Origin of the sequence: Haloprofundus halobius (assembly GCF_020097835.1) — an archaeon.
In the GTDB taxonomy this organism is placed as follows: Archaea; Halobacteriota; Halobacteria; order Halobacteriales; family Haloferacaceae; genus Haloprofundus; species Haloprofundus halobius.
On record NZ_CP083666.1, the window covers coordinates 2,448,666 to 2,466,451 of the forward strand.

18 protein-coding genes are annotated in these 17,786 nt (G+C 64.7%); 10 read left to right on the forward strand and 8 right to left on the reverse strand.

What is annotated here, in order from left to right; genetic code table 11:
• The first annotated feature begins 2 nt into the window (after positions 1-2).
• Positions 3-1,241 carry a M24 family metallopeptidase gene (locus LAQ74_RS12915; protein ID WP_224332945.1) on the forward strand — a complete coding sequence of 413 codons (1,239 nt, stop codon included), beginning with the start codon at positions 3-5 and terminating at the stop codon, positions 1,239-1,241.
• Between the two features lie 26 nt (positions 1,242-1,267).
• Here the strand turns inward: LAQ74_RS12915 and LAQ74_RS12920 are convergent, their stop codons facing one another.
• On the reverse strand, positions 1,268-1,528 hold the full coding sequence (locus LAQ74_RS12920; RefSeq protein ID WP_224332946.1) for a DUF7533 family protein: 261 nt from the start codon (positions 1,526-1,528) through the stop codon (positions 1,268-1,270).
• Between the two features lie 114 nt (positions 1,529-1,642).
• On the opposite strand from LAQ74_RS12920, the gene LAQ74_RS12925 reads away from it, so the two are divergent.
• The gene (locus LAQ74_RS12925) at positions 1,643-2,251 is read left to right on the forward strand and encodes a riboflavin synthase (protein WP_224332947.1); all 609 of its coding nucleotides are present in this window, start codon (positions 1,643-1,645) and stop codon (positions 2,249-2,251) included.
• A 15-nt stretch (positions 2,252-2,266) separates the two neighbouring features.
• On the opposite strand, the gene LAQ74_RS12930 is transcribed toward LAQ74_RS12925, so the two are convergent.
• The 3 genes from LAQ74_RS12930 to LAQ74_RS12940 all read right to left on the reverse strand — a co-directional run bounded on the left by LAQ74_RS12930 (position 2,267) and on the right by LAQ74_RS12940 (position 6,743).
• A complete protein-coding gene (locus tag LAQ74_RS12930; protein ID WP_224332948.1) occupies positions 2,267-2,755 on the reverse strand; it encodes a hypothetical protein in 489 nt (162 codons plus the stop codon).
• 492 nt (positions 2,756-3,247) lie between these two features.
• On the reverse strand, positions 3,248-4,753 hold the full coding sequence (locus LAQ74_RS12935; RefSeq protein WP_224332949.1) for a carboxypeptidase M32: 1,506 nt from the start codon (positions 4,751-4,753) through the stop codon (positions 3,248-3,250).
• Positions 4,754-5,216: 463 nt separating this feature from the next.
• A complete protein-coding gene (locus LAQ74_RS12940; protein ID WP_224337268.1) occupies positions 5,217-6,743 on the reverse strand; it encodes a carboxypeptidase M32 in 1,527 nt (508 codons plus the stop codon).
• Positions 6,744-6,989: 246 nt separating this feature from the next.
• On the opposite strand from LAQ74_RS12940, the gene LAQ74_RS12945 reads away from it, so the two are divergent.
• Both LAQ74_RS12945 and LAQ74_RS12950 read left to right on the forward strand, forming a co-directional pair.
• Positions 6,990-8,384 (forward strand): FAD-binding oxidoreductase, encoded by a 1,395-nt coding sequence (locus LAQ74_RS12945; RefSeq protein ID WP_224332950.1) that lies wholly within the window; start codon positions 6,990-6,992, stop codon positions 8,382-8,384.
• Between the two features lie 121 nt (positions 8,385-8,505).
• A complete protein-coding gene (locus LAQ74_RS12950; protein ID WP_224332951.1) occupies positions 8,506-9,249 on the forward strand; it encodes a DNA polymerase sliding clamp in 744 nt (247 codons plus the stop codon).
• Between the two features lie 20 nt (positions 9,250-9,269).
• On the opposite strand, the gene LAQ74_RS12955 is transcribed toward LAQ74_RS12950, so the two are convergent.
• Complete coding sequence (locus LAQ74_RS12955) at positions 9,270-10,379, reverse strand: M20 family metallopeptidase (RefSeq protein ID WP_425498489.1); 1,110 nt, start codon at positions 10,377-10,379, stop codon at positions 9,270-9,272.
• An 83-nt stretch (positions 10,380-10,462) separates the two neighbouring features.
• Here LAQ74_RS12955 and LAQ74_RS12960 point away from each other — a divergent pair, with 83 nt between their 5' ends.
• The 3 genes from LAQ74_RS12960 (at position 10,463) to LAQ74_RS12970 (ending at position 11,718) form a co-directional block, all read left to right on the forward strand.
• Positions 10,463-10,744, forward strand: a complete 282-nt coding sequence (locus LAQ74_RS12960) for a hypothetical protein (RefSeq protein WP_224332952.1) — start codon at positions 10,463-10,465, stop codon at positions 10,742-10,744.
• 103 nt (positions 10,745-10,847) lie between these two features.
• Positions 10,848-11,147, forward strand: coding sequence for a hypothetical protein (locus LAQ74_RS12965; RefSeq protein ID WP_224332953.1), 300 nt, complete (start codon positions 10,848-10,850; stop codon positions 11,145-11,147).
• A 1-nt stretch (position 11,148) separates the two neighbouring features.
• Positions 11,149-11,718, forward strand: coding sequence for a DUF2243 domain-containing protein (locus LAQ74_RS12970; RefSeq protein WP_224332954.1), 570 nt, complete (start codon positions 11,149-11,151; stop codon positions 11,716-11,718).
• Between the two features lie 10 nt (positions 11,719-11,728).
• Here the strand turns inward: LAQ74_RS12970 and LAQ74_RS12975 are convergent, their stop codons facing one another.
• Together LAQ74_RS12975 and LAQ74_RS12980 are read right to left on the reverse strand one after the other, a co-directional pair.
• Positions 11,729-11,935, reverse strand: coding sequence for a hypothetical protein (locus tag LAQ74_RS12975; protein ID WP_224332955.1), 207 nt, complete (start codon positions 11,933-11,935; stop codon positions 11,729-11,731).
• 71 nt (positions 11,936-12,006) lie between these two features.
• Positions 12,007-12,828 carry a manganese catalase family protein gene (locus tag LAQ74_RS12980; RefSeq protein WP_224332956.1) on the reverse strand — a complete coding sequence of 274 codons (822 nt, stop codon included), beginning with the start codon at positions 12,826-12,828 and terminating at the stop codon, positions 12,007-12,009.
• 226 nt (positions 12,829-13,054) lie between these two features.
• On the opposite strand from LAQ74_RS12980, the gene LAQ74_RS12985 reads away from it, so the two are divergent.
• Positions 13,055-14,950, forward strand: a complete 1,896-nt coding sequence (locus LAQ74_RS12985; RefSeq protein WP_224332957.1) for a PINc/VapC family ATPase — start codon at positions 13,055-13,057, stop codon at positions 14,948-14,950.
• A 103-nt stretch (positions 14,951-15,053) separates the two neighbouring features.
• Here LAQ74_RS12985 and LAQ74_RS12990 read toward each other — a convergent pair whose 3' ends face one another.
• Positions 15,054-15,335: a MarR family transcriptional regulator gene (locus LAQ74_RS12990; protein ID WP_058580594.1), complete on the reverse strand. Its 282-nt coding sequence runs from the start codon at positions 15,333-15,335 to the stop codon at positions 15,054-15,056.
• Positions 15,336-15,549: 214 nt separating this feature from the next.
• Between LAQ74_RS12990 and LAQ74_RS12995 the strand changes: the two genes are divergently transcribed.
• Together LAQ74_RS12995 and LAQ74_RS13000 are read left to right on the forward strand one after the other, a co-directional pair.
• Positions 15,550-15,864 carry an EMC6-like membrane protein gene (locus LAQ74_RS12995; protein ID WP_224332958.1) on the forward strand — a complete coding sequence of 105 codons (315 nt, stop codon included), beginning with the start codon at positions 15,550-15,552 and terminating at the stop codon, positions 15,862-15,864.
• Entirely contained in the window at positions 15,864-17,681 is a 1,818-nt protein-coding gene (locus LAQ74_RS13000) for a ribosome biogenesis/translation initiation ATPase RLI (protein ID WP_224332959.1), read from the forward strand. Before LAQ74_RS12995 ends, LAQ74_RS13000 begins: the two co-directional genes overlap by 1 nt.
• Positions 17,682-17,786 lie beyond the last annotated feature (105 nt).

Here is a 17,786-nt window from a genome sequence, read left to right on the forward strand (position 1 = left end):
CGATGGCAGGCGATTCCGAGACCGACGAGGATTCGGTCGCCGACGCGCCCACGGACCCGTCGTGGCCGGAACGGCCGAGCACCGACTACGGGTTTCTCGCCGCCGCTCTCACCGAATCCGACGCTGAGGCGTTCGTCCACGTCGGCGACCGCTTCGACGACGGCACGCGGTATCTCACGCGCTTTTCGGGACCGGACCGCGACTTCGCGTTCGTCTTCGTCGGTCCCGGCGGAGGCGACGCTGGAAACGACGACTCCACGGCGACGCTCTGTGCGCCCGCCCTCTTCGAAGAACAGGCGAAACGAGAGTTCCCCGGCGACGAGGTGCGGATGGCGAACGTCGGCGACCCGGCAGGAGAACGCGCTCGTGCCGTCCTCGACGACGCCCTCGGCGGCGACGGAACCGTCCTCGTCCCGCAGGAGATTCCGCACGACGCCGCACTCTATCTCGAACGCGCGGGCTACGAACTGCGTTCGACGAGCGCCGTCGCAGACGCTCGCGCCGTCAAGACGGAGGCGGAACTCGATTGCCTGCGTCGCGTCCAGCGGGCGACGACCCGCGGAATGGCGCGTGCGGAGACGATTCTCGCGGAGGCAAGCGTGGAAGGCGACGAACTCCACTGGAAGGGCGCGCCGCTGTCGACGGAGCGGCTTCGCCGACAGGTGAACGCCACGTTGGCGAGTTACGGCGTCCGCGACGCGGGCAACACCGTCATCGGCGCGGGGCCGTCGTGTGCGGACCTGCACTTCACCGGAACGGACGACGTCGCGCCCGGCGAGACGGTCCTGTTGGACATCTCCCCACGCGGCCCGCACGGCTACTACGGCGACCTGACGCGGACGTTCGTCGTCGACGGCGACGGCGGGTGGGAGCGACGCGCGTACGTCGCCGTCGAAGCCGCACAGCGAGCGGCGTTCGACGAACTCGACGCGGGTGCGGGCGTCACCGCGAGTACGGTTCACGAGGAAGCGGCCGCCGAAATCGCCGCCTACGGCTTCTCTGTCGGCGAGGAACCCGGCTTCACCCACGGAACGGGGCACGGCGTCGGCGTCAGTCTCCACGAAGCGCCGTCGTTGCGGGCCGGGGAACCGCTGGAGGCGGGAATGGTCGTCACCGTCGAACCGGGCGTCTACGACTCCTCGCAGGGCGGCGTCCGCATCGAGGATCTGGTCGTGGTCACCGAGGACGGCTACGAACTGCTCGCGGAGTATCCGACAGGAATCGTCCCGCAGAAGCGCTAATCGGCGTTGTTCCGGTCTGTTCAGCCCTACTCCTGCTGTTTCGACTCGTCGTTCTTCTCAGGGTTTTTGACCGCCGATCCGACGGCTTTCTCGGCGGCTTTACCGGGGATGTCGTCGGGCGTCGTCACGTACCGAGGGACGAGCACCATCGCCGCGGCGACAGCGAGGAGCGCGACGCCGAACAGCGTCTCGCCGCTCGCGAGTTGCTCGATGCCGTAAATCGCCACGGGAATGGCGAAGACGAGCGTCGCCGCCAGTCCGATGGTATCCAAGATTCCGAGCGCCATTGCTCGCTGTATCCGGCGGGGAGAGAAAAGTGCGACGAGTGCAGTCTGGAGAGGTGTACGCCGACCGCACCGCCGAACACAACGCTTTCACGGCGTTGCCGCCAATTCGGGCGCATGTTCACGGGAATCGTCGAGCGCACCGGCGAAGTGACGGCAGTCGAAGACGCCGCGAGCGGGCGTCGCCTGCGCATCAGCGCGCCGGGGTTTTCCGACTTACACCACGGCCAGTCCATCAGCGTCAGCGGCGTCTGTCTCACCGTCGAGGAGTTCGAGAACGCGGGCGACGACGCGTGGTTCTCGGTGTTCCTCGCCGCCGAGACCGTGGACAAGACGTATCTGGGAGAGATCGAGAAGGGCGACGCGGTGAACCTCGAACGCGCGTTGGCGGCGGACGGACGCTTCGACGGCCACGTCGTACAGGGGCACGTCGACGCGACGACCGAGGTGACTGCGATAGAGCAGGTCGGCGACGACTGGCGCTTCGAGTTCGCCATGCCCGAGGGGTTGGGCCAGTACGTCGTCTCGAAGGGGTCGATTACGTTGGACGGGATTAGTTTGACCGTGGCCGAGCGGACGCCGGAGTCGGTTTCTGTTGCTATTATTCCGACGACGTACGAACTGACGACGCTCTCCGAGAAGTCCGTGGGAGATTCGGTTCACGTCGAGGTGGACGTGGTAGCGAAGTATGTGGAGAATATGTTAGAGGGATATCAGCCGGAGTGAGGGGGAGGGCGAGTTCTACGCCGGCTGGTGTTTTTGCTTCCACTTAGTGACTGCTGCGTAGAAGAAGAGAACGAGGGCCGTGGTGATACCAATCAGTACTGCAAGAATCCTCGCCGGATAGAAGTAGAACGCAGAGGCGAGGCAGATAAGACCGGATGCGAGGAAGGTTTCCACGCCGTATTCCAGACCGAAGAGAAACAGCGAGAGTGCGACTCCGGCAAACGTGAGCATGAGAAGCGTATAGACCACATCGAAGCTCGAAAACGTGAGTACGCTAATCACGAGAACACAGACGAAGAAAATCGGAGCGATGTACTTCCCCGCAGACCTGCCATCGCCCGGTCTGAAGGCGGCAAATACGGATACTAGAAGAAGAATAATCAGAGCGAGAGTGACCGCGATTGGATACGAGGAGACGACGAGCGCAATTGCCGAAGCGATCGCGAAGACAACTCCGACAACTCGAATAACGGCTTGAGCCTTTCTGTCGAGCGAATTAGTCATCTGTTACAGCTCCGAGAAATCCATTTGTGCCTCCTGCTTCAAACATCATCGTTGTCTGAACAGTCAGTTCAGCTACTGATAGTTACTCGGTGACTACTTCGGGTTAGTTTGGTGTCAACTGGTGCATACTTCTTGCAACTTAGCTATCAGACGTGTTTTTGAACGAGTCGAAGGCGGCTGCCGAACGCACCGAGATGACCGCACCGCCACCGCCCGCCTCGGTCCTCCCCACCCTCGTCGGCGACACGAGCGTCGCCGACTCCCTCGCACGGGAACGGCACAGACGGAGCCGCGCCGTGGCGCGCGCCGGAGCGCTCCTCCGTGAGCGCGAGAACCGCGCGAGGGATGAGCGAGCGTCTGAGCGAAGCGAAGACGTGAGCGAATCGGCTGGGGAGGACGTGGCTGTCTCGGTGCGCCCGGCTACCGTGTCGTTACCGTGTTCCCAAAACCAGCGACGAACACCGCATCGAACCTCAAAAGACGAAAACCAACCTACAACCCGTATAACGCCTCGAACTTCTCGGTCACGTACTCGGTGAAGTACGTCGCCGTCAACGGTTCGCCCGTCGCTTCCTCAATCAACTCACCAGTGGGATAGCGCTTGCCGTGGCTGTGGACGTTCTCGGTGAGCCAGTCCCAAAGCGGCGCGAACTCGCCGTCGCGAATCATCCCGTCTACGTCGTCGAACTCCTCGCGGATGGTCGCGTCCAACTGCGCGGCGAACACGCTTCCGATGGTGTAGTTCTGGAACGACGCGAACCAGCTCGACCAGTGGATGTCCTGCAGGCAGCCTTCGGCGTCGCTGTCGGGGCGGATGCCGAGGTACTCCTCGAACGTGTCACCCCAGACCTCGGGCACGTCCTCGACGTCGATCTCGCCGGCCACGAGTTGACGCCCGATTTCGAAGCGGAGGATGATGTGCAGGTGGTAGGTCGCTTCGTCGGCCTCCACCCGAATGAGGTTGTCCGGCTTGATACGGTTGGCCGCGGCGTAGGCGCTCTCGGCGGTCACGTCGTCGGCGTCGGGCAGGTTGGAGTTGACTTCGGGGAGGAAGAAGTCCCAAAAGGCGCGGGTACGGCCAACGTGGTTCTCCCAGTAGCGCGACTGCGACTCGTGGATGCCGCTGCTGACCGACTCGCCCAGTGGTGTCGCGTACTCGTCGTCCGGCAGGCCGAGTTGATACGACGCGTGGCCGAACTCGTGGATAGTCGCCATCAGCGCGTCGAGCGGGTCGTCGTCGTGGTAGCGCGTCGTCACGCGGGCGTCGAACTGCGTGCCGAAGGTGAAGGGGTGCGCGGAGGTGTCGAGGCGGCCGCGTTCCTCGGGGTAACCGAAGGCGTCGAGCGCCGCCTCCGAGAGTTCCTTCTGGGCCTCGTCGGGGTACGTGCTCGTGAACGGCGTCGGGAGGTCGTCGCCGTTCTCCCGGACGTCGTCGATGAGCGGAATCAGGGTCTCGCGGAGGTCCGAAAACACCTCTTCGACTTTCGAGAGCGGGAGGTGGGGTTCGCGGTCCTCGAACATCACCTCGAACGGGTCGCGGTCGGGGTCGATGTGGCCGGCGCGCTCACGGTGGAGGTCGAGCAGGCGCTGGAGGTGCGGCGCGAACGCGTCGAAGTCGTCGTTCGCTTTGGCTTCTTGCCACGCCTCGTGCGCTTCCGCTTGGGCCTTCGTGAGGTCTTCCACGAGGTCGATCGGGACGTTCGCGGCGCGCTCGTGCTGGCGTCGAATCTCGCGGACCACGGCCTGTTGGCTCTCGTCGAGGTCGGATTCGTCGACGGCGTCGAGCGCTTCCGCGAGGTCGTCGCTCGTCAGGAGGTCGTGGTGAACCGCGGAGAGCGCGGACTGCTGCTCGGCGCGGGCGGGCGCGCCGCCCTTCGGCATCATCACGTGCTGGTCCCACATGAGGTAGCCGGAGGCGTGGTCGACGTTCGAGATTCGCTCGTACTGGCTCAGGAGGTCGTCGTACGCCTCGGCTGTCGTCTCGTGAGTCGATGACATAGCTCGTGGTTGTCTGGGGAGCGTATGAACGTCCGGACACCGGCAGTTCGCGTTCTTCGAATAGATGGATGAGAACTGTAGCGGGGGTTTCGTCACGTTCGGCTGGTCGAGAGGCAGACGACTGCTGCCGAGTCACAACGAGATAACCGCACCGCCACAGCCTGCCTCGGTCCTCCCCAGCCTCGTCGAGCGCATAAACGCGCCCGACTCCCTCACGCATTCGTCGGGCGGACGGAGCCGCCCTCTGGCGCGCGCCGGAGCGCTCCTTCGTGAGCGCGACCACTCGTGCGAGGGATGAGCGGACTCGGAGCGAAGCGAAGACGTCCGCGAATCGGTTGGAGAGGCTTGAGGTGCGTTCTCTCGGTGCGCCCGGCTACCGTGCGGTCGTCACTGCGCACAATCCGTCGAACCACCCCCGAAATCCGACTCCAACGAAAGAAACGAGACAGCTGACGAAAACGACCTACGCCGAATCCAAGCCGTACAACTCGCCGTACTTCTCGGTGACGTAGTCGAGGAAGTAGTCGGCGACGAAATCCTCGCCGGTCGCCTCCACGACGAGGTCGTTCGTCTCGTAGCGCTGGCCGTGGCTGTGGACGTTCGCCGTGAGCCACTCGTGGAGGTCGTCGAACTCGCCGTCGCGAATCTGTCCGTGGAGGTCGTCGATGTCCTCCTCGGCCGCTGCAAACAGCTGTGCGGCCATCACGCTACCGAGCGAGTACGTCGGGAAGTAGCCGAAGTTGCCGTGGCTCCAGTGGATGTCCTGCAGGCAACCCTCCGAGTCGGTCTCGGGGCGAACACCGAGGTACTCCTCGTACTTGTCGTTCCAGACCTCGGGCACCTCGTCGACCTCGATCTCGCCCGAGATGAGCAGCCGCTCGATCTCGAAGCGGATGACGATGTGCATGTGGTAGGTGAGTTCGTCCGCTTCGACGCGGATCAGGTTGTCCTCGTACACCTGGTTCGCCGCCTCGTAGGCCTCGTCGACGGTGACGTCCTCGGACTGCTCGAAGTGCTTCTTGAAGGTCGGGAGGAACAACTGCCAAAAGGCCTTCGAGCGGCCGACGTGGTTCTCCCACAGCCGCGACTGCGACTCGTGGACCGAGAGATCACGCGCCTCGCCGAGCGGCGTGCCGTACTGTTCGTCCGGCAGACCGTGGGTGTACGTCGCGTGGCCGAACTCGTGGATGGTCGAGAACACAGCTCCGAGAGGGTCGGACTCGTCGAAGCGCGTCGTCACGCGGGCGTCGAACATCGTTCCCGTCGAGAACGGGTGCGGCGCGACGTCGATGCGGCCGCGCTCCCACGGGTAGCCCAGCGTGTCGAGCGTGTCGCGCGAGAGTTCCATCTGCTCGTCCTCGTCGAACGTCCCCGCGAAGGCGTCCGTCGCGAGGTCGGTCTCCGACGCACGAATCTCCTCGATCATCGGGACGAGCGTCTCGCGGACTTCGTCCAGAATCGCCTCTGCCTGTTCGAGCGGAAGGTACGGCTCGAACTCGGCGAACAGCACTTCGTAGGGGTCCTTGTCAGGGTCGATGTGCTCGGCGTATTCGCGCTTGAGTTCGACGTGCCGCTCCAGAAGCGGCGCGAACGTCGAGAAGTCGTTCTCGGCTTTCGCCTCCTTCCACGCGGGCAGCGCCTCCGAGGAGGTCTCCGAGATCTCCTGGACGAGTTCCGTCGGCACGCGCGCGGCGCGCTCGTACTCGCGGCGTACCTCGCGGACGACCGCGGCCTGCTCGTCGGAGAGGTCTTCGCCCTCCAGTTCCTCGAGCAGTTCGCCGATGCCGTCCTCGACGAGCAGTTCGTGGCTGATCGCCGACAGCGTCGACAGCTGCTGGGAGCGCGCGGGCGTCCCCTCGTCGGGCATCATCACCTGCTGGTCCCAGCCGAGCACGCCCGCCGCGTTCTGGACGTTCGAGATCCGCTTGATCTTCTCTACGAGTTGGTCGTACGCCTCGGGCGTCGACTCGGTGGAGGCTTCGGTTGCCATCGCCAACCCTTTCGAATCGATACTAATTAAACAGGCGTTTCCGGTCGTCGGGGCCGGTTTCATCCGACGGCAGGTGTCGCAGTAGCGGGCGTTTCCGCGGCGGCAGCGGGCGAGGCGCTTCCGCGGCGGCGAGCGGTTCATCTCGTGACGTCCGGGCAGCGTCTGCACCTGTTGCAGTAGTCGCCGAACTGGCAGCAGATGAGCATATGACCCCCGCCGTTGGCTCTCCGCTGAGGGAGCGAGACGATGGCGACTAAACCAACGAGAGACGAAGCGGACTACGAAACGCTAACGCAGAGCGTCCACGGCGAAGTACTCCGACCCGGGGACGACGAGTACGACGACGCCCGGTCGGTCTGGAACGCGATGATCGACCGAAAGCCGGCCGTCGCCGTCCGGCCCAGCGGAGCGGCCGACGTGATGACAGCAGTTGCGTTCGCCCGCACCCACGACCTCGACTTGGCCGTCAAGGGCGGCGGACACAACGTGGCGGGGAGCGCAGTCTGCGACGACGGACTCGTCATCGATCTCTCTTCGATGTCGTCGGTTCGAGTGGACCCGGCGTCACGAACCGCCCGCGTCGGACCGGGCGCGACGATGGCGGACCTCGACCACGAGACGCAGGCGTTCGGCCTTGCCACGCCCGGGGGCGTCATCTCGACGACCGGCGTCGCCGGGGTCACGCTCGGCGGCGGAATGGGTTGGCTCAGCCGCAAGTACGGGCTGAGCGTCGACAACCTCCGGTCGGTCGACCTCGTCACCGCCGACGGCGAGCTAGTGCGGGCGAGCGAGGACGAGAACTCCGAGCTCTTCTGGGCGGTCCGCGGCGGGAGCGGGAACTTCGGCGTCGTCACCTCCTTCGAGTTCGAACTCCACGAGGTCGGCCCCGAGGTACTGTTCGGACCGATCGTCTACGACTACGAGGACGCACCCGACGTGCTCTCGCACTACGACAGATTCGCCGTCGATGCGCCGCGCGAGTGCAACGTGTGGGTGAACAGCGTGACCGCGCCGCCGCTCCCGTTTCTCCCCGAGGACGTCCACGGAACCACGGTGCTGATACTTTTAGCCTGTTACGTCGGCGACTTCGAGGCGGGTGAAGCGGTGCTCGAACCGCTTCGCGAGTACGGCGACCCGATCATCGACGCCGTCGCACCGACGCCCTACGTGGAGGTCCAGAGCAGTCTGGACGAACTCTACGCGGCGGGCGCTCGAAACTACTGGAAGGCGGCCAACTTCACGGAACTCACCGAGCGCACGGTAGACACCATGGTCGAGTACGCCGGTCGCCTCCCGACGCCGCAGTCGGAGATTCTCATCCACCAGGTCGGCGGGGCGATCAACGACGTCGCGTCGGACGCGACCGCCTACCCGCACCGGGACGCCGAGTTCGTCGTGAACGTCGCCGCTCGCTGGGAGGAGCCGTCGAAAGACGACGAGTGCGTCGCGTGGGTGCGGAAGTGTCACGACGCCCTCGCCGAGGAGGCGATCGACGGGACGTACGTGAACTTCGAGGGCGACCGCGGGGGACGCGAACGCGACGCCTACGGGAGGAACTACGACCGACTCGCCGAAACGAAAACCCGGTACGACCCGCAGAACGTCTTCCGGTCGACGCAGAACGTGAAGCCGGCGGACTAGAGGCGTACGCGACGCGGAGCGGTCGCCTCTCCGTGATGCAGCCTTCGCCGTACCCGTCGGCCCACGTTCACTTTCACTCCGCCTGGCTCGGATTGATGACGCTTGTCTGAGACGATAGCGTATGTTCGAAGCAGTCGTGAGCGCCGACACGCTCTCGGAGACGCTCGCCCCCGTCGGCACCCTCGTCGACGAGTGTAGAATCCACCTCGACGAAGACGGCCTCCGAATCTCGGCGATGGACCCCGCGACGGTCGGCGTCGTCGAACTCGACCTCGACGCGAGCGCGTTCGAGTCTTACGAGGCCGACGGTGGCGTCGTCGGCGTCGACGTAGACCGCTTGAACGACGTGGTCGGGATGGCCGACGCGGGCCAACTCGTCCACCTCGAACTCGACGAGGGGACGCGACAGCTCCGGATTCGAATCGGCGGCCTCGAATACACGCTCGCGCTCGTCGACCCCGACGCCATTCGACAGGAACCGGACCTCGACACGCTCGATTTGCCCGCCACCGCCGTCGTGGAGGGTCGGCAGTTCGGGCGAGCCATCACGGCCGCCGAAATGGTCTCGAACCACGTAGCCATCGGCATCGACGAAAGTGGAGAAAACCTGTACGTGGACGCGGAGGGTGACGTAGACACCGTCCGCTACGAACTGACTTCGGAGGACCTCGTCGACCTCGAAGTCGCCCCTGCACACTCGCTGTTCTCGCTCGACTACCTCGCCGACATGAATCGGGTGGTTCCGAGCGACGCAGCGGTGACGCTCGAACTCGGCGAGGAGTTCCCGATGCGACTGAGTTACGAGTTCGCCGACGGTAGTGGGGCGGTGCTGTACTTCCTCGCGCCGCGGATACAGAGTCGGTGAGCGTTCTGGGGTTCGTTACGTCACCCTGACACCGACTCCGCCGCGTTCCGGTAGATACGATAACACCGCTCCAGCACGTCGATTCCAACACTTTCGGACTTCGTGTGCGCCTCGCCGGGCTCCGACGCGCCGCAGACGACACAGGTCGTTCCGGCTTGCGTCAACCACCCGGCGTCCGTCGCGTGCGGCTTCGTCACCAACTCCGGTTCACCGTCCTGCGCGTCCCTCGCCGCCTGTAACACGGTATCAGCGAAGTTCTCGTCGTCGCAGTCCATCGGCGGCAGGTCCTGGTCGACGGTCCACTCGACGCCCTCGATCTCTTCGACGCGCGCCAGTTCGGCGCGGACGCCCGGGACAGTTCGCTCGTCGACGGTAACCTCGCACTCGTCGGGGATGACGTTCCACGCCGTACCGCCGTCGATGCCGGTGACGGCGACGGTTCCTCTGAGTTGCTCACCGAACACCTCGACCTCGGGGAACTCCAGTTCGCGCACGACGTCGATGGCGTCCGATGCCCGGTAGATGGCGTTTACTCCCGCCTCGGGTTCGCTGGCGTGCGCCGCCGACCCGCGTGCGACGACGGTGCTCGCGCGGCGACCTTTGTGTGCGACCACCACGTCGGTGACGCCCGGTTTCGAGTAGTTGGTCGACCCCTCGGCGACGATGGCGTAGTCGGGCGCGAACCCTGCCTCGATGGCCGCGCGTGCGCCCGTGCCGCCGATTTCCTCGCCGACGAAACTCGCGAAGACGAGTTCGCAACTCGGGTCGGCGTCGCGGAACGCGAGCATCGACGCGGCGACCGCACCTTTCATGTCCGCCGCCCCGCGGCCGTACAGCCGTCCGTCGCGCTGTTCGACGACGTACTCCCCACCCTCGTGCTGGGAGGGTGCGGGCGGGACCACGTCGTGGTGGCCGACGAGCGCCAGCGACAGTGCGTCGTCGCGTCCGGTAGTTGGCTCTCGCCGGGCGATGACGTTCCCCGTGTCGTCGCGGGTCACCTCACTGTCGGTATGGTCGCGGAGCCACGCCTCGATGGCGTCGCCCGCGGCCGTCTCGTCTTCGTGGCTGGCTATCGAGACGAGTTCCCGCGTCAGCGTCGTCACGTCGGTCGCGTCGTCCATGTCGTCCATGTCGTGCGGTAGCGGGTGACGACGTAATAAGGGGTTGTGTGTGACGGCAAAGCGGCTAACAGTATGGAGACGAAGGTCCACGTATGGGTGACGAGACCGACCGGGCCGACGAACCGGACGAACGGGAGACGGAGAAAAGCGAAGCGGCGGAAGCGACCGGCGAAATCGACCATCCGCCAAGCGAGGAACGCAGCAACTCGCCCGTCGAACAGACGATGATGGACTCCGACGCCGAGACCCAAGACGCCGCGGAAGTCGAACCGGGTGAACGCGTCGAGGGCGAAGCCGAGGAGGGAGCGGCAGTCGAACCCGGCGATACCGTCGGCGAGGACGACGGCGAGGGGAACGAACCCGACGAGGGGTGACTGCGAGTCGAAAACGTCGAGCGAGACGTTCGGAACTGACTCGCACGACGTTGTAAGAACCAGCATCGTCACTAACTGACTGCTCACCGTCGATTTTCACGCTATGAGCGACGACAATAGCGACGAGCGTCGGAACGACGAGGAGGAGACACAGGGCGACTACGGCGGCGACGAAGACACCCAGTACGACGAGGACGACCAGAACCAGTACGGCGGCGACGACGACGATGTCGACGCCGTCGAACAGACCGAGATGCGGATGGGCGACCAGAGCGACGACGAAAGTTCGGACGAGTCGGGAGCGCAGGAGGACGAAGACGAAGACGAATACGAAGACGAGGCGTCGAGCGAGGAGTGGGTGGAGTCCGAACACGAGAACCCCGACGACGCAGAGGACGGCTGACGTGGCCGAATCACAGGAGTCCGGTCGCATCGAGCGACGGAACGGGACCGCAGAACGTCCGGCCCGAATCCAGGCCGGCGTCGAAGAGACGACGGACCGGCCGCTGCTCCGCGCGGGTGTCGTGCTGGGCGTCGGTCTCGGCGGCCTCGTCGACGTGCTCGTCTTCCATCTCGTGTTGCAGATGCACCATCTCATCTCGGGGTGGGTGCCGCCGACGACGCCGGAAGCACTACAGTTGAATCTCGTCGCCGACGGTCTGTTCTCGATGCTGATGCTCGCCATCATGGCCGTCGGCTTCTGGATGCTGTGGAAGACGGCCGACAGACCCGACGTGCCGTGGTCCGCCGGGCTCTACGCGGGCGCCGTCGTCGTCGGGATGGCGCTCTTCAACCTTTACGACGGCACCGTCGACCACTACATCTTGGAGATGCACCACGTGACACAAGGACTCCAGCCGGACGTGTTCGACCTGCTGTGGCTCGTCGGGAGCGTCGTGTTGCTGGTCGCGGGGTTGCTCGTCGTCCGCGTGGAGCGCAGAGAGGACGGGACGCCGCCGGCCGAGGGGATGTGAGCGAGTCGGGTTAGGGTGTTTGACTCGCTTCGTGGTCGTCGCCACGCGAACGCAAAGTGGCCGCCGTATCGTTGAGAATCGCGAGGATGGCTATCGTTGCGCCGAGAATCACGATCAGATCTCCGCGATACGCCCCTAAGTCGAGCAGTTGACGAGAGAGACCGAACGCGATGACGACGATACCGAGTCTGTATCCGTTTGCTTCGAGGGGACCCATCGACTACGTCTGTCTATCCTCACAGCATCAAGCTACTGAAAAATCAAAGCAGTAGTGGACGAGCCCACCGACTACTCGCCGCTCGGACTGTTGTACATCTCGTCGATCACTTCTTCGAGATCGGGCATCCCGCCGCCGGGTTGCTCCGCACGGAAGGAGAACTCGCCCTTCCCGTCGGGCGACTGGCCCCGCGTCCAGCGCTGGTCGGGGTCCTCGCGCTGCTCGCGGAACGTGGACATGAAGTCGTAGTTCACGTCCTGATTCTCTTTCTCCTGCGGGAAGCTCGCCGGCACCGGAATGTGGTCCTCCATCGTTTCCAGGGCCGCGTGCCACTGATTCTGGTGCATCGTGTCGCGGGCGATAAGGTACGACAGCATGTCCTTCATCCCCGGGTCGTCGGTCATCTCGTACAGTCGCGTCGCGAGCAGACGACCCGTCGACTCCGCCATGACGTTCGCGTACATGTCGGCGGCGAGGTTGCCGGAGGCGACGACGTAGTTGCCGGAGAACGGGACGCCGTTGCTGTCGACGGGCATCGCGTGCAGCCCCGCCGAGAGCGCCTGTCGAGGCTGGCCGCCGCTCATCATCGCGTCGATGACGGCGTCGTTCTCGCGGGCCTCCTCGCGCATGTGCTGAGGCGCTCCTTCGAGGTTCTTCGCGACTGCCGTCGCGAGCATCTCGATGTGCCCCAACTCTTCGGCGGCCGTCTCCATCAACAGGGTCCGGTACTCCTGCTTGTCCGACGGGACGGCGAACGCCTGAAACATGTACTGCAGCGCGACGCGCATCTCGCCCTCCGCGCCGCCGATGGCCTGCTGAAGCATCTTCGCGAAGTACGGGTCCGGTTCCTCGACTTCGACTTCGTACTGGAGTTCGGGTTCGTGATAGAACACACGGTGGGAGCCACGAGCAGTAACAACAAACTGTAGCTTGTACACTCCACGAGTTCGCAGGACGAAATCCGCGGGACGTGAGGAGTTCCGGTGCGGAAGTGGGCCGGCTTCGCGGCGTTACAACGGCGAGAGTCGGGCGCGGTGATTCAGACTCCGCTGACGACGGAGAGGAGGACGACACCGTCCGCTTAAACACTCTTATGACGCTCCCGAACGGAGTGGGGATATGAACATCGTCCCGGACACGAGCGCGGTCATCGACGGCCGCGTGTCCGAACGAGTAGAGAGTGGGGCGTACGACGGCGTCACCGTCCTCGTCCCCGAGGCGGTGGTCGGCGAACTGGAGTCGCAGGCCAACGCCGGTTACGACAGCGGGTGGGAGGGGCTCGAAGAGCTACAGAGACTCGCCGCGTACGTCGACGACGGCACCATCGACGTGGAGTTCGTCGGCCGCCGTCCGTCCGTGGACGAGCAGGACGCCGCCCACGAGGGCGACATCGACGCGCTCATCCGCGACCTCGCCGACGACCACGGGGCGACGCTGCTGACCAGCGACGTGGTGCAGGCGGAAGTCGGCCGCGCGAAGGGACTCGAAGTCGAGTACGTCGAACCGCGCATCCGCGGCGGGGAGAGCCTCGCCATCGAGGAGTTCTTCGACGACGAGACGATGAGCGTCCACCTGAAGGCGGGGACGAAGCCCAAAGCCAAACGCGGCGCGCTCAAGGAGATGCACTACGAGATCATCTCCGACGAGGTGTCCGACGAAGTCCAGATGAAGGAGTGGGCCGACGACATCGAACAGAGCGCCCGCTCCAGCAACCAGGGCTTCATCGAACTGTCGGAGCCGGGGATGAAGATCGTCCAGTTCCGCAACTACCGCATCGCCGTCGCCCGCCCGCCCTTCTCCGACGGCATCGAGATTACGGCCGTGCGACCCATCGCGAAGACGAGCCTCGAAGATTACGAGTTCGTCGACGAACTCAAAGACCGTCTGCTCGAACGCCAGCGCGGCGTCCTCATCTCCGGGTCGCCCGGCGCGGGGAAGTCGACGTTCGCGCAGGCCGTCGCGGAGTTCCTCAACGAGAACGACTACGCGGTCAAGACGATGGAGAAACCCCGCGACCTGCAGGTCGGCCCCGAAATCACGCAGTACACCGCCCTCGGCGGCCAGATGGAGAAGACAGCCGATTCCTTACTCCTCGTCCGTCCCGACTACACCATCTACGACGAGGTGCGCAAGACGAACGACTTCTCCGTCTTCTCGGACATGCGACTGGCGGGCGTCGGCATGGTCGGCGTCGTCCACGCGACGCGCGCCATCGACGCGCTCCAGCGACTCATCGGTCGGGTCGAACTCGGCATGATTCCGCAGGTCGTCGACACCGTCGTCTACATCGAGGCGGGTGAGGTCGACACCGTCTACGACGTAACGACGGAGGTCAAGGTCCCGGAGGGCCTCACCGCCGAGGACCTCGCCCGGCCCGTCATTCAGGTGCGGAACTTCGAGACCGGACGGCCCGAGTTCGAGATTTACACGTTCAACCGCCAGGTCGTCACCGTGCCGCTGGGCGAAGACGGCGGCGGTCAACGTGAATCGGGCGTCGGTCGCATCGCCAAACAGGAGATAGAGCGCGAGATTCGCTCTATCGCCCGCGGCCACGTCGATGTCGAGCTGAAAGGGCAGGACCGCGCGGCGGTGTACGTCGAGGAGGACGACATCTCCTACGTCATCGGGAAGGGCGGCGGCCGCATCACCGACATCGAGGAGCGCCTCGGCATCAGCATCGACGTGCGGACCCACGACGAGAACCCGAAGATGGGGTCGTCGGCGGGGTCGGCGGGAAACGGTAGCGGCGGTGCGAGCGGCGCGAGCGGCGCAGGCGGCCGCGTCGGCGAACCCGAGGGTGAGGTCGTGACGCCCGAGATAACCTCGCGGCACATCGTCGTCCGGATGGACGGCCACGTCGGCGAGACGGTAGAGGTCCGCGCCGGCGGCGAGTACCTGTTCACCGCGACGGTGGGCCGCGGCGGCGACATCCAGGTGTCGCGGGGCAGCGCCATCGCCGACGAGTTAGAGGACGCTATCGACCGGAAGCAGCAGATCACTGTAGTGCCCGCGTAGCCGGGTCGGAACCCTCGACACCTCAGTAACGGTGTTCGCGGTCGACAGTCGCTAAAAGCGGAAGATAGTGGGGGAGAAACCGACGTTCAGCCCGGTTCGCCGATTACTGTTCCGCGGTGCAGGCTTCCGACCCACCGTCGACCGCCGCCTTCGGTTTCTCGGTGAGTTGGTAGAGGTTCTGCCGCGCGTCGGCGAAGTAGACGTCCTCGTCGACGACGCCGATGCCTTCGAGTCGTTCGAGAGCGTAGCGGACGGTCCGGGCGGAGAGCATCGACTCCTGGACGATGCCTTTCTGCGTCAGCGGGCCGTTGTATTCGAGTACTTTGAAAACAAGTTTCGCGCTTGGGGGGAGGTCGTCGAGACTCTCCTGTTCTGTTCCAGCCATCGTTACGAATCGAAACGGTGCACGGGCATAAAGGTTCATGGAATGGTACGCGTCAACTCGGTGCAACGAGACGCAGCATTGGTGACAATTAGAGTAGAATTCCTCGCTCGTGGGTCGTGTGACGTCCGGCTGGCCGCGCTCCGCGCCGGTGAGTCGACGCGGGAGCGACACCCAGAGCGAACGGCTTTTGACGCCTCATATCAGACGTTCGGGTATGGCGACCGAAACAGCGACCGGTCTCTCCGGCCACATGCGGGGGGTGACCGTCACGACGCTCGCGTGTCTCGCGGGTATCGGGGCGGCCGTCGTCTCCGGGATCGTGGTCGGGACGACCGCCGACGACGCCGCGAACTCGCTCTCGTTGCTCGTGTTCGGGGCGTTCGTCCTCGTGCAGTTCCCCCTGTTGCGCCTCCTCGGCGTCGACATGGACGGGTTCGGCGCGAAAGACTACCTCTACGTCGTGTTCATGACGTTCGCGCTCTGGTTCATCAGCTACACCGTCTTCCTGAGCACGGGTGTGACGTTCTAATGGCCGACGACAGTATCGCCGTGGTCGACCTCGACCGCTGCCAGCCCGACCGCTGCAACTACGAGTGCGCGAACTACTGCCCGCCGAACCGCACGGGCAAGGAGTGCATCACCACTCGCGGCGAGGACACCGAAGAGGGCGACCCCGACCAGATCCGCATCTCAGAGGAGATCTGTCTCGGCGAGACCTGCGGCATCTGCGTCGAGAAGTGTCCGTTCGACGCGATCGAGATCATCAACCTGCCGCAGGAGCTCACCGAGGATCCGACCCACCGCTACGGCGAGAACGCGTTCGCGCTGTACGGCCTCCCGGTCCCGGAACCGGGGAAGGTGACGGGGATCCTCGGACCGAACGGTATCGGTAAATCCACCGCCGTGCGGATTCTGGCCGAGGAGATCACGCCGAACCTCGGCGACTACGGCGCGGAGCCCGACTGGGAGACGGTGCTGGACCGCTACCGCGGCACAGAGCTACAGAACTACATCGAGCGCCTGATGGAGGGCGACATCGAAGTCGCCCGCAAGCCGCAGTACGTCGACCAGATTCCCAAGCAGTTCGACGGGAAGACGCGCGACCTGCTCGAACACACCGACGAGCGCGGCGAACTCGACTACCTCGTCGACGAACTCTCCATCGCACCGGTGATGGACCAGTCCATCGACTCCATCTCCGGCGGCGAACTCCAGCGCGTCGCGCTGGCCGCGACGCTCGCGCGCGACGCCGACTTCTACTTCCTCGACGAGATAACGCCGTATCTCGACATCGGCCAGCGGATGAAAGCCGCGCGCCTGATTCAGGAACTCGCCGAGGACGACGAAGACCGCTCGATGCTCGTCGTCGAACACGATCTGGCGATTCTCGACCTGCTGACGGACACGCTCCACATCGCCTACGGTGAGCCGAGCGCGTTCGGTGTCGTCACCGCCCCCAAATCGGTTCGCAACGGCATCAACGAGTACCTGAAAGGCTACCTCACGAACGAGAACATGCGCATCCGCCCGAACGCCATCACGTTCGAGGAACACGCGCCGAGAGAGACGGCCAAGAGCGCGCCGCTCGTCGAGTACCCCGACCTGACGAAGTCCTACGGCGAGGGCGAGTTCTCGCTCGACGTCGAGAGCGGCACCATCCACCACGGAGAAGTGCTGGGCGTCGTCGGTCCCAACGGTATCGGGAAGTCGACGCTCGCGAAGATGTTCGCCGGACAGCTCGACCCCGACGAGGGCGAACTCGACTTCCTCTTGGACATCGCCTATAAGCCGCAGTACATCGAGATCGACCAGCCGATGCGCGTCGATGTCTTTCTGTCGTCGATCACCGACGAGTTCGGCTCCTCGTACTGGAACACGGAGGTCGCCCAACCGCTCCAGCTCAATCGCATCATGGAGCAGAACCTCACCGACCTCTCCGGCGGTGAGCGTCAGCGCGTCGCCATCGCGGCCTGTCTCTCGAAAGACGCCGACCTCTACGTGCTCGACGAGCCGTCGGCGCACCTCGACGTCGAACAGCGCGTGCAGGCGACGACGGCCATCCGCCACTACGCCGAGAACCACGACGCGACGGTACTGGTCATCGACCACGACATCTACATGATCGACCTGTTGGCGGACCGCCTGATGGTGTTCGACGGCGAACCTGCCCAGCACGGCCACGCCTCGATGCCGCAGGAGATGCGCGCGGGGATGAACGACTTCCTCTCGGATCTCGAAATCACGTTCCGCCGCGACGAGCGGACGGGACGCCCGCGCATCAACAAACCCGGCAGCCAGTTGGACCGCGAGCAGAAGAAACAGGGCGAGTACTACTACGCGCCGTAACACTTTCGAACGATTTTCCCGGACGAAGCTATCGTTTCGACGCACCGAAACCGGGGAGTGATAACTCTTCGCCAGACGGTTTATTCGGATAGTCGTGGCACTTCG